15 protein-coding genes are annotated in these 17,270 nt (G+C 37.2%); 6 read left to right on the top strand and 9 right to left on the bottom strand.

Annotation, left to right across the window (positions count from 1 at the left end):
* Positions 1-2 precede the first annotated feature (2 nt).
* Complete coding sequence (gene hxlA, locus ACFFHF_RS06795; protein ID WP_160548260.1) at positions 3-635, bottom strand: 3-hexulose-6-phosphate synthase; 633 nt, start codon at positions 633-635, stop codon at positions 3-5.
* A 536-nt stretch (positions 636-1,171) separates the two neighbouring features.
* Between hxlA and zwf the strand changes: the two genes are divergently transcribed.
* The 3 genes from zwf (at position 1,172) to ACFFHF_RS06780 (ending at position 5,001) form a co-directional block, all read left to right on the top strand.
* Positions 1,172-2,629, top strand: coding sequence for a glucose-6-phosphate dehydrogenase (gene zwf, locus ACFFHF_RS06790; protein WP_377057773.1), 1,458 nt, complete (start codon positions 1,172-1,174; stop codon positions 2,627-2,629).
* A 46-nt stretch (positions 2,630-2,675) separates the two neighbouring features.
* A complete protein-coding gene (gene gnd / locus ACFFHF_RS06785) occupies positions 2,676-3,569 on the top strand; it encodes a phosphogluconate dehydrogenase (NAD(+)-dependent, decarboxylating) (RefSeq protein WP_340902133.1) in 894 nt (297 codons plus the stop codon).
* A gap of 424 nt (positions 3,570-3,993) precedes the next feature.
* A complete protein-coding gene (locus ACFFHF_RS06780) occupies positions 3,994-5,001 on the top strand; it encodes a DUF3231 family protein (RefSeq protein ID WP_377057772.1) in 1,008 nt (335 codons plus the stop codon).
* Between the two features lie 113 nt (positions 5,002-5,114).
* Here ACFFHF_RS06780 and ACFFHF_RS06775 read toward each other — a convergent pair whose 3' ends face one another.
* The gene (locus ACFFHF_RS06775; RefSeq protein ID WP_377057771.1) at positions 5,115-6,107 is read right to left on the bottom strand and encodes an NADPH:quinone oxidoreductase family protein; all 993 of its coding nucleotides are present in this window, start codon (positions 6,105-6,107) and stop codon (positions 5,115-5,117) included.
* A gap of 149 nt (positions 6,108-6,256) precedes the next feature.
* Here ACFFHF_RS06775 and hxlR point away from each other — a divergent pair, with 149 nt between their 5' ends.
* Positions 6,257-6,622 (top strand): transcriptional activator HxlR, encoded by a 366-nt coding sequence (hxlR, locus tag ACFFHF_RS06770; protein WP_119706756.1) that lies wholly within the window; start codon positions 6,257-6,259, stop codon positions 6,620-6,622.
* 62 nt (positions 6,623-6,684) lie between these two features.
* Here the strand turns inward: hxlR and ACFFHF_RS06765 are convergent, their stop codons facing one another.
* The 3 genes from ACFFHF_RS06765 to ACFFHF_RS06755 are packed head-to-tail and all read right to left on the bottom strand — an operon-like array spanning position 6,685 to position 10,383.
* Positions 6,685-7,776 (bottom strand): Ger(x)C family spore germination protein, encoded by a 1,092-nt coding sequence (locus tag ACFFHF_RS06765; protein WP_377057770.1) that lies wholly within the window; start codon positions 7,774-7,776, stop codon positions 6,685-6,687.
* Entirely contained in the window at positions 7,773-8,894 is a 1,122-nt protein-coding gene (locus ACFFHF_RS06760; protein ID WP_377057769.1) for a GerAB/ArcD/ProY family transporter, read from the bottom strand. Before ACFFHF_RS06760 ends, ACFFHF_RS06765 begins: the two co-directional genes overlap by 4 nt.
* A gap of 7 nt (positions 8,895-8,901) precedes the next feature.
* Positions 8,902-10,383, bottom strand: coding sequence for a spore germination protein (locus tag ACFFHF_RS06755; RefSeq protein WP_377057767.1), 1,482 nt, complete (start codon positions 10,381-10,383; stop codon positions 8,902-8,904).
* Between the two features lie 269 nt (positions 10,384-10,652).
* On the opposite strand from ACFFHF_RS06755, the gene ACFFHF_RS06750 reads away from it, so the two are divergent.
* Both ACFFHF_RS06750 and ACFFHF_RS06745 read left to right on the top strand, forming a co-directional pair.
* Positions 10,653-11,324 (top strand): GNAT family N-acetyltransferase, encoded by a 672-nt coding sequence (locus ACFFHF_RS06750; protein ID WP_377057766.1) that lies wholly within the window; start codon positions 10,653-10,655, stop codon positions 11,322-11,324.
* A gap of 18 nt (positions 11,325-11,342) precedes the next feature.
* Positions 11,343-12,014 carry a GNAT family N-acetyltransferase gene (locus ACFFHF_RS06745; protein ID WP_377057765.1) on the top strand — a complete coding sequence of 224 codons (672 nt, stop codon included), beginning with the start codon at positions 11,343-11,345 and terminating at the stop codon, positions 12,012-12,014.
* 429 nt (positions 12,015-12,443) lie between these two features.
* Here ACFFHF_RS06745 and ACFFHF_RS06740 read toward each other — a convergent pair whose 3' ends face one another.
* The 4 genes from ACFFHF_RS06740 to ACFFHF_RS06725 are packed head-to-tail and all read right to left on the bottom strand — an operon-like array spanning position 12,444 to position 16,381.
* A complete protein-coding gene (locus ACFFHF_RS06740; protein ID WP_377057764.1) occupies positions 12,444-13,262 on the bottom strand; it encodes an ABC transporter ATP-binding protein in 819 nt (272 codons plus the stop codon).
* On the bottom strand, positions 13,262-14,293 hold the full coding sequence (locus ACFFHF_RS06735; RefSeq protein WP_377057763.1) for a FecCD family ABC transporter permease: 1,032 nt from the start codon (positions 14,291-14,293) through the stop codon (positions 13,262-13,264). The genes ACFFHF_RS06740 and ACFFHF_RS06735 overlap by 1 nt, the downstream gene beginning before the upstream one ends.
* Positions 14,290-15,324, bottom strand: coding sequence for a FecCD family ABC transporter permease (locus ACFFHF_RS06730; RefSeq protein WP_340902146.1), 1,035 nt, complete (start codon positions 15,322-15,324; stop codon positions 14,290-14,292). The genes ACFFHF_RS06735 and ACFFHF_RS06730 overlap by 4 nt, the downstream gene beginning before the upstream one ends.
* 1 nt (position 15,325) lies before the next feature.
* Complete coding sequence (locus tag ACFFHF_RS06725) at positions 15,326-16,381, bottom strand: iron-siderophore ABC transporter substrate-binding protein (RefSeq protein ID WP_340902148.1); 1,056 nt, start codon at positions 16,379-16,381, stop codon at positions 15,326-15,328.
* Positions 16,382-17,270: the final 889 nt, after the last annotated feature.

Below are 17,270 nucleotides of genomic sequence, written 5' to 3'. Positions count from 1 at the left end.
AATTACCCTTGATTAATCATTTGTTGCATTTTGGCAGCAGCAGCTTTTTTATCAGCTTGTCCAGTAATCCCGCCACCTACAATGACAAGGTCTGGTTGTACTTTGATGACTTCTGGAAGTGTGTCTAATTTAATACCACCTGCGATTGCAGTTTTAGCATTTTTTACAACACTTTTGATGGTTTGTAAATCTTCAAATGAGTTCTTTCCAACAGCTTGAAGATCGTAGCCAGTGTGCACACAAATATAATCAACGCCCATAGCGTCCACTTCTTTTGCGCGTCCTGCAAGATCTTTTACAGCAATCATATCAACAAGGATTTTTTTACCTTGTTTTTTGGCTTCTTCAACAGCACCTTTGATTGACATATCTTCAGCAGTTCCAAGAATGGTAACGATATCTGCACCTGCTTCAGCAGCTTTCATTACTTCATAACCAGCGGCATCCATAATTTTTAGGTCTGCTAATACCTTTAAGTTAGGGAATGCTTCTTTAACTGCTTTTACAGCATGAAGACCTTCATTGATTACAACCGGTGTACCGATTTCAACGATATCAATATGTTCCTCTACTTCTTTTACCAGCTCAATTGCTTCTGGAATATTTACTAAATCTAATGCTAATTGTAATTCCATCTATATTCACTCCTATAATTTTTTTATTGTTGTACAGTGATAATATCTCCAAAGGGTAAAAATACTTCTACAGTAATATTATCCTTATAGTGCATTATCTGTACCTGCCAGCAATAAGGAATATCATGTCCTCTCACTGAACAATGCAAGTATACAACGTATGATTTAACATTGAAAGTACGCACTTTTATTTTACATAGTGTTAAAAAGTATACTATGAGACAAACCGCATATTTATATCACATATATTTTTGTGGCCAGGGAGAGGATGCTTACCCTGGCTTTTTTATTTATTTTCCACAAAAATAGATGAGTCTAATTCCCTTAGTATACTTTTTGTTAGTATATTCTTTTTTTATCACTATTTAAATAAAAAGTGCGTACTTACATTTGATAAATGTAGGTATTATACTTACATCTGTTGCAACATTGGATTCACGAAATACTGTGGTAATTGATCAGTCATCTGATCTTCCGCATTCCGTTTAATACATTGAAAGGCATAAGTGAAATTTTTAATTTAGGAGGTATGTAAAATGGAGGCAATGACATTTGTCTTATTTGGGGCGACAGGGGACTTAGCAAAAAGAAAAATCTTCCCGGCTCTATATAATTTATTTTTGGATCAAAAATTACCTCTGCCCATCTCAATTATTGGGGTGGGCAGAGGAGATTTATCAGATACAGATTTCCAAAACCATGTGGAAGATTCCTTAAAAACATTTTCTAGACGATCACTAAATGATGATTCAAACCTTGAAGTGTTTATCCGTGCCTTTCGGTATAGCCATGTAGATGCAACCAAGGCTGAAGGATATAAAGGATTACTTGAACTCGTTAAACAACGTGAAGAAGAATTGAATATTCCAGAAAATCGTATGTTCTACCTATCTGTTGCTCCAGAGTTTTTTAATGTGATTGCTTTCAACATTAAAGAGAGTGGTCTAGGTTCTACTAAAGGTTGGAAACGTCTAATTATCGAAAAACCGTTTGGACATGACTTAAAATCAGCTCAAGAATTAAACGATAAACTAAGTAAAGCTTTTGATGAAGAAGAAATTTTTCGCATCGACCACTATCTTGGAAAGCCGATGGTACAAAACCTGGAAGCGTTAGGATTTGCAAATCCAGTGCTTCAAGCATTATGGAACAACCAATACATTGCAAATGTGCAAATTACTGCAAGCGAAACAGTTGGGGTTGAAGATAGAGCTGGTTATTATGATCAAGCTGGGGCTATTCGTGACATGTTTCAAAATCATATGCTGCAAATGTTGATGATGACAGCCATGCAGCTGCCAAAACAAATTAGTGCAGAAGAGATCCGCAATGAAAAGAGAAAAGTAATAGAATCACTTCGTCCATTAAAGAAAGAGGATGTGGTGAATCATGTGGTTCGAGGTCAATATGGTCCTGGTGAAATCCAAGGTAAACCAGTTGTTGGGTATACAGGAGAACCTGAAGTTGCTCCTTCTTCTTTAAATGACACATTTGTGGCTACCCGTCTATATGTGGATGATGATTTTTGGAGAGGGGTTCCTTTCTATATCCGTACAGGAAAAAGAATGAAAGAGAAATCGACCCGAATTGTGATTGAATTCAAAAATACTTTAAAGGATTTGTATAGGACTCAAGAAGTAGAAACTGCGCCAAATCTTTTAGTGATTGAAATCAATCCAAACGAAAGTGTTTCATTACAATTAAATAGTAAAAACCCATTAAACAATGGAAAAATCGAACCAGTCAATGTTGGTTTTTCAGCTAAGCAAGCAGATGTTCCTGAAGCGTATGAGCTTTTAATATATGATGCAATGCGTGGCGACTCAACTTTCTTTGCACATTGGAAAGAAGTGGAGTTGTCTTGGAAATGGGTACAGCCTATCTTAGAGGCATTTGAGGAAAATACAATTCCCCTTCAATTATATCCATCCGGGTCAATGGGACCAGATGCTTCCCATCAATTATTGGCAGAGGAAGGATATAAATGGTGGTAGTAATAAAAGATGAAGAATTTTTTAGATTATTAAGGAGGAAATGAACATGAAAGTTGGATTAATTGGTTTAGGAAAAATGGGATTAAACTTAGGTCAAAATTTAATTGATAACAAGCACGAAGTAGTAGCTTTCGATGTAAATGGAAGTGCAGTTGAAGAAATAAAGAAATACGGTGCTCAAGGTACATCTGATTTAAAAGAACTTGTTGAATCATTAGAAAAACCAAGAGTTGTATGGATTATGGTTCCGCATGCTGTGGTAGATTCAGTAATTGATGTAATAACACCATTATTAGGCACTGGAGATATCGTTATTGAAGCTGGAAATTCTCACTATAAGGAATCCATTCGCCGATATAATCAGCTAAAGGAAGTAGGAATTCACTTTATGGATGTCGGTACTTCTGGTGGAATGGAAGGTGCTCGTAATGGAGCATGTTATATGGTTGGTGGAGACCCTGAAGCCTGGAGCATCGTGGAACCTATTTTCAAGGATACAGCTGTCGAAAACGGATTTATCTATGCTGGTAAAGCAGGGAGTGGTCATTTCTTAAAAATGGTTCACAATGGAATTGAATACGGTATGATGGCAGCGATTGGTGAAGGATTCGAGGTATTAGAAAAAAGCGAGTTCGATTTTGACTACGAAAAAGTGGCTAGAGTGTGGAATAATGGTTCAGTTATTCGTTCATGGCTCATGGAGTTGACTGAACGTGCTTTTTCAAAAGATGCAAAGCTAGATGAAATTAAAGGGATTATGCACTCTTCTGGTGAAGGGAAATGGACAGTTGAAACAGCTTTAGATTTACAAGCAGCCACTCCTGTTATCGCAATGTCTCTTTTGATGCGTTACCGTTCATTAGACAGCGATACTTTTACAGGTAAAGTGGTAGCTGCATTAAGAAATGAATTTGGTGGACATGTTGTTGAAAAAAAATAACAGAAATACATCTTTCACATTTAATAGATATGGGTCAATAAAAACGGTGAAGAAAAATAGCTCATTATTTGTGAAAAGGTAATGAAAACAATGAATATTATGTAGAAAAGGATGTGAAGTTCATGAATGTATTGGATGCAAAAATGATAAATACCCAATATGGTATAGAGACTTATCTAGATCTATTGAAAAATGTTGAAGTGAAAGACTAGTTTCCGAAATAACCTTTAATAATGATAGGGAATTTTTTTGAAGAATGTTTTTTAGATAAGTTAAATAGGGATTCTAAACGGTATGAATTCCCTATTTAACTTCTTCTTCTAATTCTGAAAACGATAATATATTTATCTTGCCAGGAACTTTTAACAATTAAAATTAATGTAAATGGTTATCCTAATCTGTAATAGCTAGGAGGGACGATAAAATGGAACAAGTTAATCACCATACTAAAATTAATGCATCAGAAAATGCTGTTATTTGGTCACAATATATTAATGACAGTTTGTCACGATGTATTCTTCGCTATATGTTACATGATGTAAAGGATGAAGATATTCGCGATTTACTGAAATTTGCCTTAGAATTATCAGAAACTCATTTAGAAAAAACGAAGCAATTCTTATCCTTAGAAAATCTTCCAATTCCAATAGGCTTTACAGACGAAGATGTCACAGTAGACGCTCCTAGTTTATTTACTGATACATTTAAGATTGTTTATTTACATATTATGACCATTCACGGATTGACGAGATATGCTGGTGCCACTAGTGTCTGTTTACGAGAGGATGTCAGAAAATACTTTATTGAATGTACTTCCCAAACATTGGAACTATATGATAGGGTAACTAGTGTTTCCTTAAATAAGGGAATTGTTAACAAACCTCCTACTTTAAACAATCAACAAAAGATTGATTTTGTTAGGAAACAAAATTATTTAACTGGTTGGTTCGGGAAACGTAGACCTATTAACGCAATTGAAATCAGTGGTGTGCATCTTAATATGCAGAAAACAATGGTGAAAATGGTATTGGAGTTAGGATTCAGTCAAGTTTGTCAATCTAAAGAGGTACGAGATTATATGGAACGTGCTCGTAAGCTTTGTGTTAAACACTTTGATATTCTAAGTTCAATGTTAAAAGAGGAGAATCTTCATGTTCCAAAGTTATTTGAAACAGAAGTAACAGATTCAACCGTTCCACCCTTTTCAGATAAACTTATGCTATTTCATATAGCGACACTGCTTTCTGCAGCAATTGCTTATTATAGTGAGGCATTATCAATGGGACAAAGAAGAGACTTAACGGCAGATTACGCACGAATGAATACCGAAATTGCCTTACTTGCTGAAGATGGTATAAATCTATTAATAGAAAAGGGATGGATGGAACAACCTCCCTCTGCCACTGATCACGAAAGTTTGGCAAAGAATTAGATCAAGATAAGTATGCTTAATGAAAAAGAGAGGACTAAGTTATGATTGGTGTCAAAATACATGTTAAGAAATTTCCTTTAGAGAGAGACTTTGGGTCCCTCTCTATTGTTTTATTAAATCTTTACTATGATTCTACCTCTTGCTTGTCCTTTTAAAATAGTAGGTAAGGTTTCAGGTAATTCTTCTAGTGTAATTTCTTTATTCACAGTTTCAGAAAGAGTAGAAGGTTTTAAATCGGTTGCCATTCGATTCCAAAGGTCTTGTCTAACATGCATTGGACAATAAACAGAATCGATTCCGAGAAGGTTTATGCCACGTAAAATAAAGGGAAATACAGTGGTTGGAACGTTTCCTCCACCAGTTAAGCCACTCACCGCAACAGAACCATTGTATTGGATTTTACTTAAGATGGATGCAAGGGGCTCTCCCCCTACTGGATCAACCGCTGCGGCCCACATTTGTTTATCAAGGGGTTTAATTTTCCCGTTAAAGACATCTTCTCGAGAGATAATCTCTTTTGCACCAAGTTTATGTAGAAAGCTATTCTCATACATTTTACCCGTACTAGCGACAACTTCGTATCCTCTTTTTGAAAGCATGGAAACAGCTAAACTTCCTACCCCACCAGTAGCTCCAGTGACAAGGACTTTACCCTTTTCTGGCGATAAACCGTTATCTTCTAACCTTTGAATAGAAAGGGCTGCAGTAATACCTGCTGTCCCTAAAATCATTGATTCCTTCAACGTTAAATTTTCAGGTAAAGGGACAATCCAATCACCAGGAATGCGGGCATATTCACTATAACCACCATAATGGGATACCCCTATTTCATAGCTTGTTGCTATGACCTCATCTCCTTCGCGGAAGCGTGGATCTTGAGACGATACGACTACACCTGCTAAATCAATACCTGGAATAAAGGGATAGGTTGTGACAATTTTTCCATTCGGAATACTAGCTAAACCGTCTTTATAGTTAATCGCAGAATAAGAAACCTTGATTAAAACATCACCTTGAGGTAACTCATTTAAGGAAATATTTTTGACTTGAACAGAAAAATCGTTTTCCTTTTTATCTACCATCAATGCTTTAAATTGTTCCATCATTCTTTAACTCCTTTCTTGAACAGCAGAATAGAATTTATATATTCCTTGTTAATATATTATGTACGGAAAAATATTACAAGTACATACTTTTATTTCATATAGTGAAAAAAGTATACTATGGGTTATAATAAATATGGAGGTGAAGTGAAATGTCACGAATGCAGGATAAGATGTTTAATTGTGAAAAAGAATTAACTCTTTCCGTTATCGGTGGTAAATGGAAGATGCTTATACTATGGCATTTAGGAAAAGAGGGAACGAAGCGATTTGGTGAACTGAAAGCTCTTATGCCAGGGATCACGCAGAGAATGCTAGTTAATCAATTGCGAGAACTAGAAGAAGACTTGATTGTAAAACGCGAAGTCTATCCCGTTGTTCCTCCAAAAGTAGAATACTCCCTTACTGAACAAGGAAGAACCTTGATGCCGATTCTCGATGCTATGTATAACTGGGGGAAAGATTATATGGAAACGGCTGGATTGAATCCTTTAGTAAGACAAGAGTCGATTAGGTGAATTTTAACTGTTGAATCTAAGGTTGACTCCGCCCAAGGGGATCAACCTCATTTCATGATAATTTAATAATTATTTTCAGTGTTTTGTAATGCTTCAAAATAAAGCTGATAATTAACTTTTATTTCCGCTTTTTCCCAAGCGGCTAACCAAACTTTTTCGCTGATGGGTTTGGTAAAGGGGCTAAGGGTGTGTGTACCGATTTGAAGAGGATCCACCTTCAGCTCTTGCATTTTTTTTATGAGGTCCGTTGTTTTCATTTCTAATTCCGTTTCGATTTCCTTATGAAGCTCCATCAGTTCATTTCCGTTGTATAAATTTTTATCACCTTGATATTCCTCAATTAATCCATTTAGTTTCACGTTTATTGTAACTTGGGAAAGAGTTTTATCTAAATCCACATTTACTCTTGAGCGTAGATGTCCAATAACGACATCTAAATTGGATATTGGGAAGAATTTCAAATAGTGATCGTTGTCAAGAAGTTGAAATAATTGATCTTCGGTATTTGTGACCGTTTCTACTAATTTATCATTGCTAAAAAAAGCAGTCCCCTCGTAAGTAAAGTTATCATTCGCTACTTTGAAAACAGGAAGAACGGGATCTGAATATGGTGAAAACAGCTTATTTTTATATTCATGCAAATTGACAATGGTCATTTCACCTTGGTTTTTCCTCTCATAGTGTCTTAGCATCCGATACAGGTAATAATCAAGGTTTTCTTGCTTCTTTGCTTGTCTGCTAATATATTCGTCAAAATTTCCTTTAACGATTACTAAATACATTCGTTGCGAAACATCATAGTCTGTCAATAGCGTGTTAATCAACTGAATAATCCCTTGTTTCGCTAATTCCTCATGAATTAAAAAATAACGGAGTTGTCCAACCTTCAATTCACGATAATATCTTAAATTAAAGTCTTTTCCTCCCTGTTTAAGGAGATCAACTTCTAGTGTTAATAAGCTTTTTGGCTCATTTACTAATGGAGGGACTAATGTACTCATTTTTATTTTTCCTTCTTCGCCTTTCCTAATTGACCAAAAAGTGACAGGGGCAATATCTTCAATTGTGTTGTTCTCAACAAATGGGGCACATCCTGGAATCAGGACTAATGAAACAAAGATTCCCCAGCCGAAAAGCATTTTCTTTCGTCTCATGCACTAACACGCCCTTTTAGCTTTGTCAATAGGAGCAAGAATGTTGGGACGATAAAGTAAGTTATTCCACCTAACCAAATTTGAATATTCAGGAGAATATTCTGTTGCGTTTCAATGGACCAAACCCAATTATTCACAATTACAACGCAGAGAAATAACATAATACAAGTGACAGCAAAACCCATACGTGAAGGTTGGGTACTTGTTTTTTTTAGGATGATTCTTATAGCCCCATATATACATAACAAAAAAATGGAGATAGCAAACACCAATACAAACATATGTAGTGAAATCAGGATAATATCCGGCCGTTCAAACAGGGGAGATTGTAAGTATCGAATCATATGAATAATAGGGTATTTAGTTTTACTTAAATAATTTGAACCGAAAAAGAATAAACTCGCAATAAACAATAGCAAATACTCTAAAGTAGAAAGAGCATTCGCATAGGATAAATATTTACGCATTTTTTGTTGTGGTTTGATCCAAGGAATTAAACAGATTAAATACTCTGGTCCTGAAAATGATGCCCAAATGAGTAACAATCCTTTCCATGAAGCAGTTGTCCAACTTGTTGGTACCAAGGGATACAAATCATGTAATGCAGCGATTGGTGGAATAAAAAAGGGATAATATAAAAAAATCTTCCCAAAAACACATAAAAAAACAATTACCACAAACCGTATGGTATTCTTCATTCCTAGTGAAGCGACATAGGAGCTGGTAAGAAGAATGAAAAAAATAATCCAATTTGAATTCATGGATGGGAAAATAAAATCATGAATGGCTTCTAAGTATCCGAGTGTGATCACCGTTATTTTTATTAGTATCAATATAAGGCCTATAAAAGTCAAAAGCCTTACCATTCGAACACCAAAAAGTTCTACAAAACCTTGATATCCCTTTTTAGCATAATTGGATTCTATCCATTTACATAACAGCCATATATTGAGTTGGGAAAAGATTGCCATTGCAACAATGCCCCAAATCATAAACGGGTGTAATAAGTAGGTAGGCATTAAAAAAACTAGGTAAAGCATTTGGAAACGGTTGACGATGAAAAAGGCATAGATTCCGTCAAATTTAGATGGTTTATCAAATAAGGAAAATGTGGTCAACTATGAATCACATCCTTCGTTTGTATCTCCATTTCTGTAAAGGGTGTAAGTGATCCGGACGGGATTTCATGCTTATTAAAGGCCCTCTAATAAAGAGATCGATCCAGTCCTTCCAGTAAAATGGAGCGATTGGTGAAAAATAGGGTTGTTTTAAGGAAGTAAGACCATTTAGATGTGCCAAAATGGCAACAGCTCCCATGGTAATGCCAAAAACACCAAAAATGGATGAAAGGACTAGGAAACCAAATTGAATGAGTGTATTTGCCTTCGTCATCAAATAGTTTGGTACTAAAAATGAGGAGATGGTTGAAATACAAACTAATACAATTAATACTTTGCTCGCAAAACCCGCTTCAACCGCTGCTTGACCGATAACTATACCACCAATCATCCCTAAGGTTTGACTTGATTTGGTCGGCATCCGTAAACTCGCTTCTTTTATAATTTCAAGAATAGTTAACATCAGTATTGCTTCCCAAAATGGTGTAAAAGGTAGTTTACTTCTAGATTCCTCTAAAACAATTAGTATTTGTAAGGGAATCATTTGATAATGGTGGGTTGTTAGTGCAACATAAAATGGTATCAGTGTGACAGACAGAAAAAAACTTAAATATCGAATAACTCTTAAAAAACTTGCAACTGGCCAACGATTAATATAATCCTCAGGTGATTGGAAAAGGTGAAAAAAGGTGATTGGTGCAATTAATACAAACGGTGTGTTCTCTACCATGATCGTTAATTTACCGAGCCCTAAGGAATAAGCACAAACATCTGGGCGGTCAGTTTGTTGGAATTGTGGAAAAATACTGTGATGATGTTCCTCCATAAATGCTGCTACCTGGGATGAGTCGAAAAATAAATCAAAGTTAATTTCAGAGATTTTCTGTCTTGCTATTGAGATATATTCAGGATTGGTTAACCCGTCAATGTACATTAGGACAACCGTTGTTTCACTTAATGAACCTACTTTATATTTCTCTGTTTTTAATTCAGTAATAGGTAGTCTTCTGCGTATGAGGGTGATATTTGGTTCTAATTGTTCAGTGAAACTATCTTTTGCACCGTATAAAATGGTTTCTGTATCAGAGGTTTCAATCCCCCTACTTAATTCGTTAGGAAGAGGAATGACCAACCATTGTTCTTGGATACAATCATTCAGAAGCACAGCACCGGTGAGGAGTAATTTCTGTGCCTCTTCAAGCCATTGGACCTTCATTACTTTAGGTGTGGCTATGCTTTCGTAAATCATGGCATGTGGACATTGGATAACAGGTTCTATTATCGATTCATTCAAACGTTCCTGGTCAATTAAGGTTCTTAAATAGATAAAGACAATTTTTTGATCGTTAAGTGTAGTGCGTTCGATTATCTCTACATCGTCCATATTGTTTAAAACCTGTTTTAGAGAGTCTAGTGATATCTTTCTTTGCACAGGTTGTTGTGTGTCACTGCTATCATTAGCAATGCTTTTACCCTTTTTCCAAAACATAAACATCCCTCACTGATATAAGTTGCCATTTGTTCACTGTAGAAAAAGTGTAATGGTAATGGTAATTCTTCCTTTTATTATGAAAAAGAAAAGATTATTTTATACTAATAAAATAAGGTAGGGGAACTATATAAATTTTATAGTATAGTTCTTTACACTATGTAATAAAAAAGTGCGTACTTGTTCAATTTATTTATCTAGCTAATAATAAGGTTAAATGATTATGGGAACAAAATAGAAGTTTGAACAAATAGAAATGGGGGATCATCATGTATCGAAAAGAATTTTTCGTTTTCGACCAAGACAAACCTGTTCCAGTTGTCATCCGAAATTATGAAGAAAAGGACTTTCCTGATTTAATTCGTATTCAACAGGAAAGTTTTCCTCCTCCATTTCCATCTGAATTATGGTGGAACGATGTGCAACTAAATAACCATGTAACCCTTTTTCCGCAAGGCGCTCTATGTATTGAGGTGAATGGTGAAATCGCTGGGTCTATGACGGGATTACTCGTTGACTTTGATCCTCAACATCCTGAACATTCCTGGGAAGCGATAACCGACAATGGCTATATACGTAACCACAAACCAAATGGAAATACTCTATACGTTGTCGATATAGGTGTCCGTCCTGCTTTTCGTAAATTGGGGTTAGGCAAGTGGCTGATGTTTTCCATGTATGATGTTGTTGTACATTTGGGGTTGGAAAGACTGCTTGGTGGGGGTAGGATGCCAGGTTATCACAAACATGCGAATGAAAAGTCACCTGAACAATATATAGATGCTGTGGTCAAAGGGGAGCTGAAGGATCCAGTTATCACTTTTCTCCTCCGTTGCGGCCGTACACCAGTAAAAGTAGTAGCAAATTATTTAGAGGATGAAGAATCGAATAATTATGGCACGCTAATGGAATGGAAAAATCCGTTTTCCTATTCAAAATAATGAAAAGGAGATGATCCAATGGAATATAGTAGAATTACCAATATCAACGATCCGTTATTTAAACAAATGCATCAATTAATGCAAGATGTGTTCCCCCCAGAAGAAGTACTAGAATTTAATCTTTGGAAAGAACCGTTAGAAGATCCAGGTATCCGTGTCTTTGTCGCTGTTCATGAAGGTAAGGTAGTGGGCGCAACTGAGTACCGGTATTATGAAGATTTTAATGTAGCAATGACGGATTTTACAATTATTGGCCAAGCTGGCATGGGAATCGGTCCATATTTAGCGAGTAAAAGACTAGAAGACCTGAATGAATTAGCAGCAGCGAATGGGAAGAAACTGAGGGGGATGTTTGCTGAAATCTATGATCCATATCGTGTAGAGCATTATGAATTTGGCGGTGTTAAGCCGATGGATCCTTATGTTCGTCGTGAAGTGCTGGCACACCTTGGATACAAACGTCTGGATTTTCCATATGTTCACCCGTCCTGGAACAATGATGGAGAAGCTGTCACAGGTCTAGACCTATGTTTCCTCCCAATGGATGGAGAAATGAATGAACTGCAAACAGACTTAATAGTGAAATTTTTGAAACGCTATTATACCGTCTTATCAAATAAACCAGAGACTTGGTATTCAATGATTGAAAACTTAGAAGCAAAAGAAAAAGTGGCATTAGTATATTTTTAATGAATTAAAAAGCTTGCTGATTAAGTCAAAGAGTTGACTAGTAGTCGGCAAGCTTTTTTGTAAAGAGAGAGAACATTTCATTTTTTTATAAAATGGTGGGTGCTTTTATCGGTGGGAAATCGGGTTAAGCGCCTATTTGTTAAATAGACGGATAAATTCCGCTTAAGTAAAAAATAAACTAAAAAACAGTCCTAATAGACGGAGATATTCCGCCTATTGAGTCAAAAAAGGTGGAAATTTGGTGTTTTGCTTTGCATAACCGGAAAATCTCCCCTTATATGCCCCGAAACGAGCTTCATTCTGTATTTAACCGGAAAGTCTCCGCTTATTCTACTTTTGCTGGGTTGAGTTCCTCATTGCGGTAAACCGCCCTAACCACTAACTCATAACAACAAAAATGGTTACGCACAGTCCGTGCGCAACCTCAGGTTAACTAATAGCAACTTCCCTTTTCACATGATGCCGCCCAATCGGTACCACAGAAGGAGAACCGGAAATAGGATCATCTATGACCGTACAATGAAGACCAAAAATATTTTCAATTAATGTGCTTGTAATAACCTCTGATGGCTGTCCCTCAGCGACTAGCTTTCCGTTATGTAGGGCGAAAATATGGTCTGCATAACGTGCGGACAGGTTGATATCATGAAGAACCATGACAATCGTTGTTCCGTATTTTCGGTTAAGGTCAGTTAGCAGGTCGAGAATTTCAACTTGATAGGTGATATCTAAAAAAGTGGTGGGTTCATCAAGAAACAGGATGTCTGTTTGTTGTGCTAGAGCCATGGCGATCCACACGCGCTGTCTTTGACCACCTGAAAGCTCATCAATATGTCGATCGGCGAATTCAGTGATTTTCATGGTTTCCATTGCCTCACCAACGGCTTCATAGTCCTTTTTTGACCAGCCTTTTAGGAAGGTTTGGTGTGGAAATCTTCCTCGTCCAACTAAATCTGCAACGGTAATTCCCTCAGGTACAATCGGTGATTGTGGTAAAAGGCCTAATACACGGGCCAGCTGTTTGGGTGGTATTTTTTGAATGGATTTTCCTCCCAGGGTCACTTGCCCAGAGATCGGTTTAATAAGCCTAGCCATTGTCTTAAGTAATGTAGATTTACCACAACCATTGGCGCCAATAATAATACTTATTTTGTTACTAGGTATGGAAATACTTACATCATGTAAAATGGTTTTATTCTCGTATCCAGCAGTGATTCCTTCAGCTTGAAAAGCATGTATAGGTTTCATTATAAATCTCCCTTTCGATTCATTCGGATTAGCAAGTAGATCAAGTATGGCGCTCCCAGTATGCCCGTGATGACACCTACAGGGTATCTAGCAACGAATGCGAATTGTCCGATAAGATCTGATGCTAAAACTAAAATGATGCCAACAAGACCTGCTGGAATAATGGTTGAAAATCCAACACCAACGAGTCTTTTTGCGATAGGTCCGGATAGGAAGGCAACAAAGGCAATGGGTCCTGTTGTAGCGGTAGCTAACGCAATAATAAGTACGGAACTGATCACAAGAATAAGCCGTGTCTGATTCGTATCAACCCCAAGTGAAGTTGCTGCTTGTTCTCCAAGCTCTAACATATCTAATCGTTTACCAAGCAAGATAATAATGGGGGCGAAGATAAGAACCGTTATCATAAGAGGATAAAGAGTCTCCATTTTAGCCCCGTTTAGACTACCGCTTAACCACCTCATGGCAGTAGGAATATCATGTTGCTGGCCAATCATTAATAAGTAAGAGATGATGGCATTTAGCATGGCTTGAATGCCAATGCCTATTAATATTAATCTGCCAATGGAAAAAGAAGTACCTTTTGATAATAGAAAAATAACAATTACTGTTGCAAGTCCACCAATAATAGAAGCAATGGAAACAAAGGTAGTACTTGCCTGAAGAACGATAATACAAAAAACCGCAGCAGCGCTTGAACCAGCTGTGATTCCGATAACATTTGGATTGGCAAGGGGATTACGAAGCATCGTTTGAAATACCGTTCCAGCTACACCAAAAGCAAATCCGGCAAAAACACCTGCTACCATTCTTGGAAAGCGTATGGTTCCCACTGAAAAGGAGGCACCTTTTACTTTTTCACCTAGTAAAACACTGATCACATCGGAAACAGGGTAAATCGTATTTCCTAGCATCAGCATCGTGCAGCAAAGGGCAAAGGCAATGATTGCAAGTATGGATGTGACGAGGAAAAAACGACGACGTCTCTTCGTTCTACCTACCATAATAAGGTTGATCGTTTCATTCATCATAAGGCACGCATTTTCGCTTTCATAGTTATTAAGATTAATATAGGAGCCCCAATAAATGCGGTCACGACACCCACTTCAAGCTCACCAGGACTTCCTAGAATTCGACCACATACATCGGAGATGGTTAATATAATGGCACCTGATAACGCTGACATCGGAATAATGTATCGTAGATCAGGACCGATGAGGAGTCGAATCACATGTGTGGCAATTAAACCGATAAAACCAATAGGACCTGCTAGTGCGGTTGCTACACCACATAGTAGCACGCCTCCAAAAGCAGCAACCAGTCTAAGTGTTCCAGTACGTACCCCTAATCCTGTAGCTACTTCATCACCTAATGCTATTGCATTGAGTGCTGGAGCAGAGAACAGGGCTATGAGTATTCCGATAATAAGAAAAGGAATAAAAAGAGAGATAGAGTTCCAATTTCCTGCTCCAACACTACCAACCTGCCAAAATCTAAATTGATCCATCACGTTTGAGCGGGGAATCATAATGGCCATGACAAGAGATGACAACGCCGCACTTGTAGCAGCGCCCGCTAAAACTAGTTTAAGGGGCGTGGCACCGCCACTCCCCATCGAACCAATTCCGAATACAAAAATGGCAGTTATGATTGCTCCTGCTAAGGCAAGCCAAATGTATTGACCAGCAGTACCAATATTAAAAAAGGAAATTCCACAAACAACGAATAGTGCTGCACCTGTGTTAACTCCTAATATACTAGGGTCTGCAATAGGATTACGAGTGACTGATTGCATGAGAGCGCCAGAAACACCCAATGCAGCCCCACACATAATACTAAATACGGTTCTAGCTATTCTTTGGCGGACAACATTGGCCCCATGACTCTGTACTTCAGGATGGAATAAGCCATCTATAAGCTCATTCCATCCAACTATACGAGATCCAAAAGCAAGAGAAGCCAATACACATATACCGAGTAAGACAATAGAAAGTACAAGTACTTTTATGAAATGTTTCGGTAAAAGTAACTGCTTATTTTCTAAAACGGATGTATGATTCATTTTATTGAACTTTGCTAACTGCTTCTGAGAGTAAAGTTAAGTACTCATCAATGGAGAATTCAATGGCCAGTGGATTTGGCGTTCCTGCTGCTGCAAGTGGAGTGTTATCTCCAATAATGACCACAGAACCTCTCTCTATTGCTGGAACTTTCCCAAGGATTGGATCAGCTTGTAGAGCGGCAAGTGTATTATCATCACCATAGGATACTAAAATTTCAGCATCGTTAAGCATATCTGCATTTTCTGCACTTACTTCTATATAGAAACTATTTGGATCAGTCATTTGACTTGTAATACTTTCAGGGTATTCCATCCCTAACTCAGAAAGGAATGCACCACGTGGATCTCCAGGTGAGTAGATGTAGAACTTAGATAAATCAGCGGCACTAATACTTACGAATGCAGCCTTTTTCCCTTTAATTTCAGGGTATTCATTTACTTTCTCTTCAATTAATTTTTCTGTATCAGCAATCAGTTGTTCGCCTTCTTTTTCCATTCCCATACCCATTGCATTGAATGTCACTTGCTCACGCCATGAAGCTACCCAAGGGCTAGTTTGATAGGCAACAACGGGTGCAATTTCACTTAATGTATCATATTCTTCTTGAGTAATACCTGAGTATGCGGCAAGAATCACATCTGGGCTAGCGTCAGCAATGGCTTCGAAATCTAAACCGTCCGTATCTTGGAAAATAGTTGGTGTTTCTGCACCAAGATCTTTTAATTTGTCTGCCGTCCAAGGTAACATTCCGCTATCATCTTGAACACCATAGTTTGCAGCTGAGAAACCTACAGGTACAACACCAAGAGCAAGAGCAACGTCATGATTTGACCATGCAATGGTAACCACTCTTTCAGGTTTTTCTTCAATGGTCGTTTCTCCAAGTGCATGCTTAATTACGATTGGATATTCGGTTGATGCTTCCTCGGAACCAGCTGTTTCCGTACTAGATTCTTCAGTTGAATTTGTTTCCTCAGCTGAACAACCAACTAGTGCCGTCATAAGCGTAACAAGTAGTAATGTTAAGAATAATGAGAATTTTTGTTTTGCAATCATTGTATGTATCCTTCCTATAATAAGTTTAGTTGATAATGATTATCACTATCATCAGTGTAATTGCTCATTAATAGGTTGTCAATAAAATATTTTTAGAGGAACGCAAGCTACAACTATATTGGTTGGGATATAACCACATTACAGGATATTGCCGTCAAGAAAATTAACAAACGAGGCATTGATTCAAGAAGGATTGATAGCTTGTTTGTTAAGTTTTCTTAGAGTTTAAAAGGGGAGGAAACATAAACCAGCCATAGGTAAGAAATAAGCGGAGGTTTTCCGGTTAGACTCAAGAATAGAGCTCGGTACGGGGTATATAAGCGGAGGTTTTCCGGTTAGACTCAAGAATAGAGCTCGGTACGGGGTATATAAGCGGAGATTTTCCGATTAAGCAAAGAAAAATTCCTCTTTTTCACGTTTTTCGAGTCAATAGTCGGAATCCTTCCGCCTATTTTAGCTTTTTTCCGTGCAATTTCCTATATAAGAGAAATTTCTCCGCTTATTTCAAGAGGGGGAGGCAGTGGCCATATTCTTATATTCACACTGCTTGGGGCGATTCACGGATTATTCATATAAGTGAAGTATAAGAAGAGGACAAACTATGATTTGTTCTCTTTTTGTATATAAGTATCCTTGACTGGTGATGAGAAAGCTTGATTTAGAGCATTTGGAGTTAATTCAATCAAACGTTTGATTGAATTTTTTCTAGTGGTAAGGTGTATTTAAGCTGTCTTTGTTTCCAAACCGGTTATTATTTACAAAAAAAAGTGTTGAGTTGTTAGACCTCTTACCTTTATAATGTGAGAGAAAAGTCATCCAACAAAATGAAAGGGGATACAAAGATGAAAAGTAACCAAATACTTTTTCATCAAATTTTTTTGTTTTATAG

This window comes from Robertmurraya beringensis (assembly GCF_042433785.1).
Taxonomy (GTDB): domain Bacteria; phylum Bacillota; class Bacilli; order Bacillales; family Cytobacillaceae; genus Robertmurraya_A; species Robertmurraya_A beringensis.
Note: the sequence above shows the minus strand (reverse complement) of the source record. Positions and strands in the feature narration are given on the sequence as shown.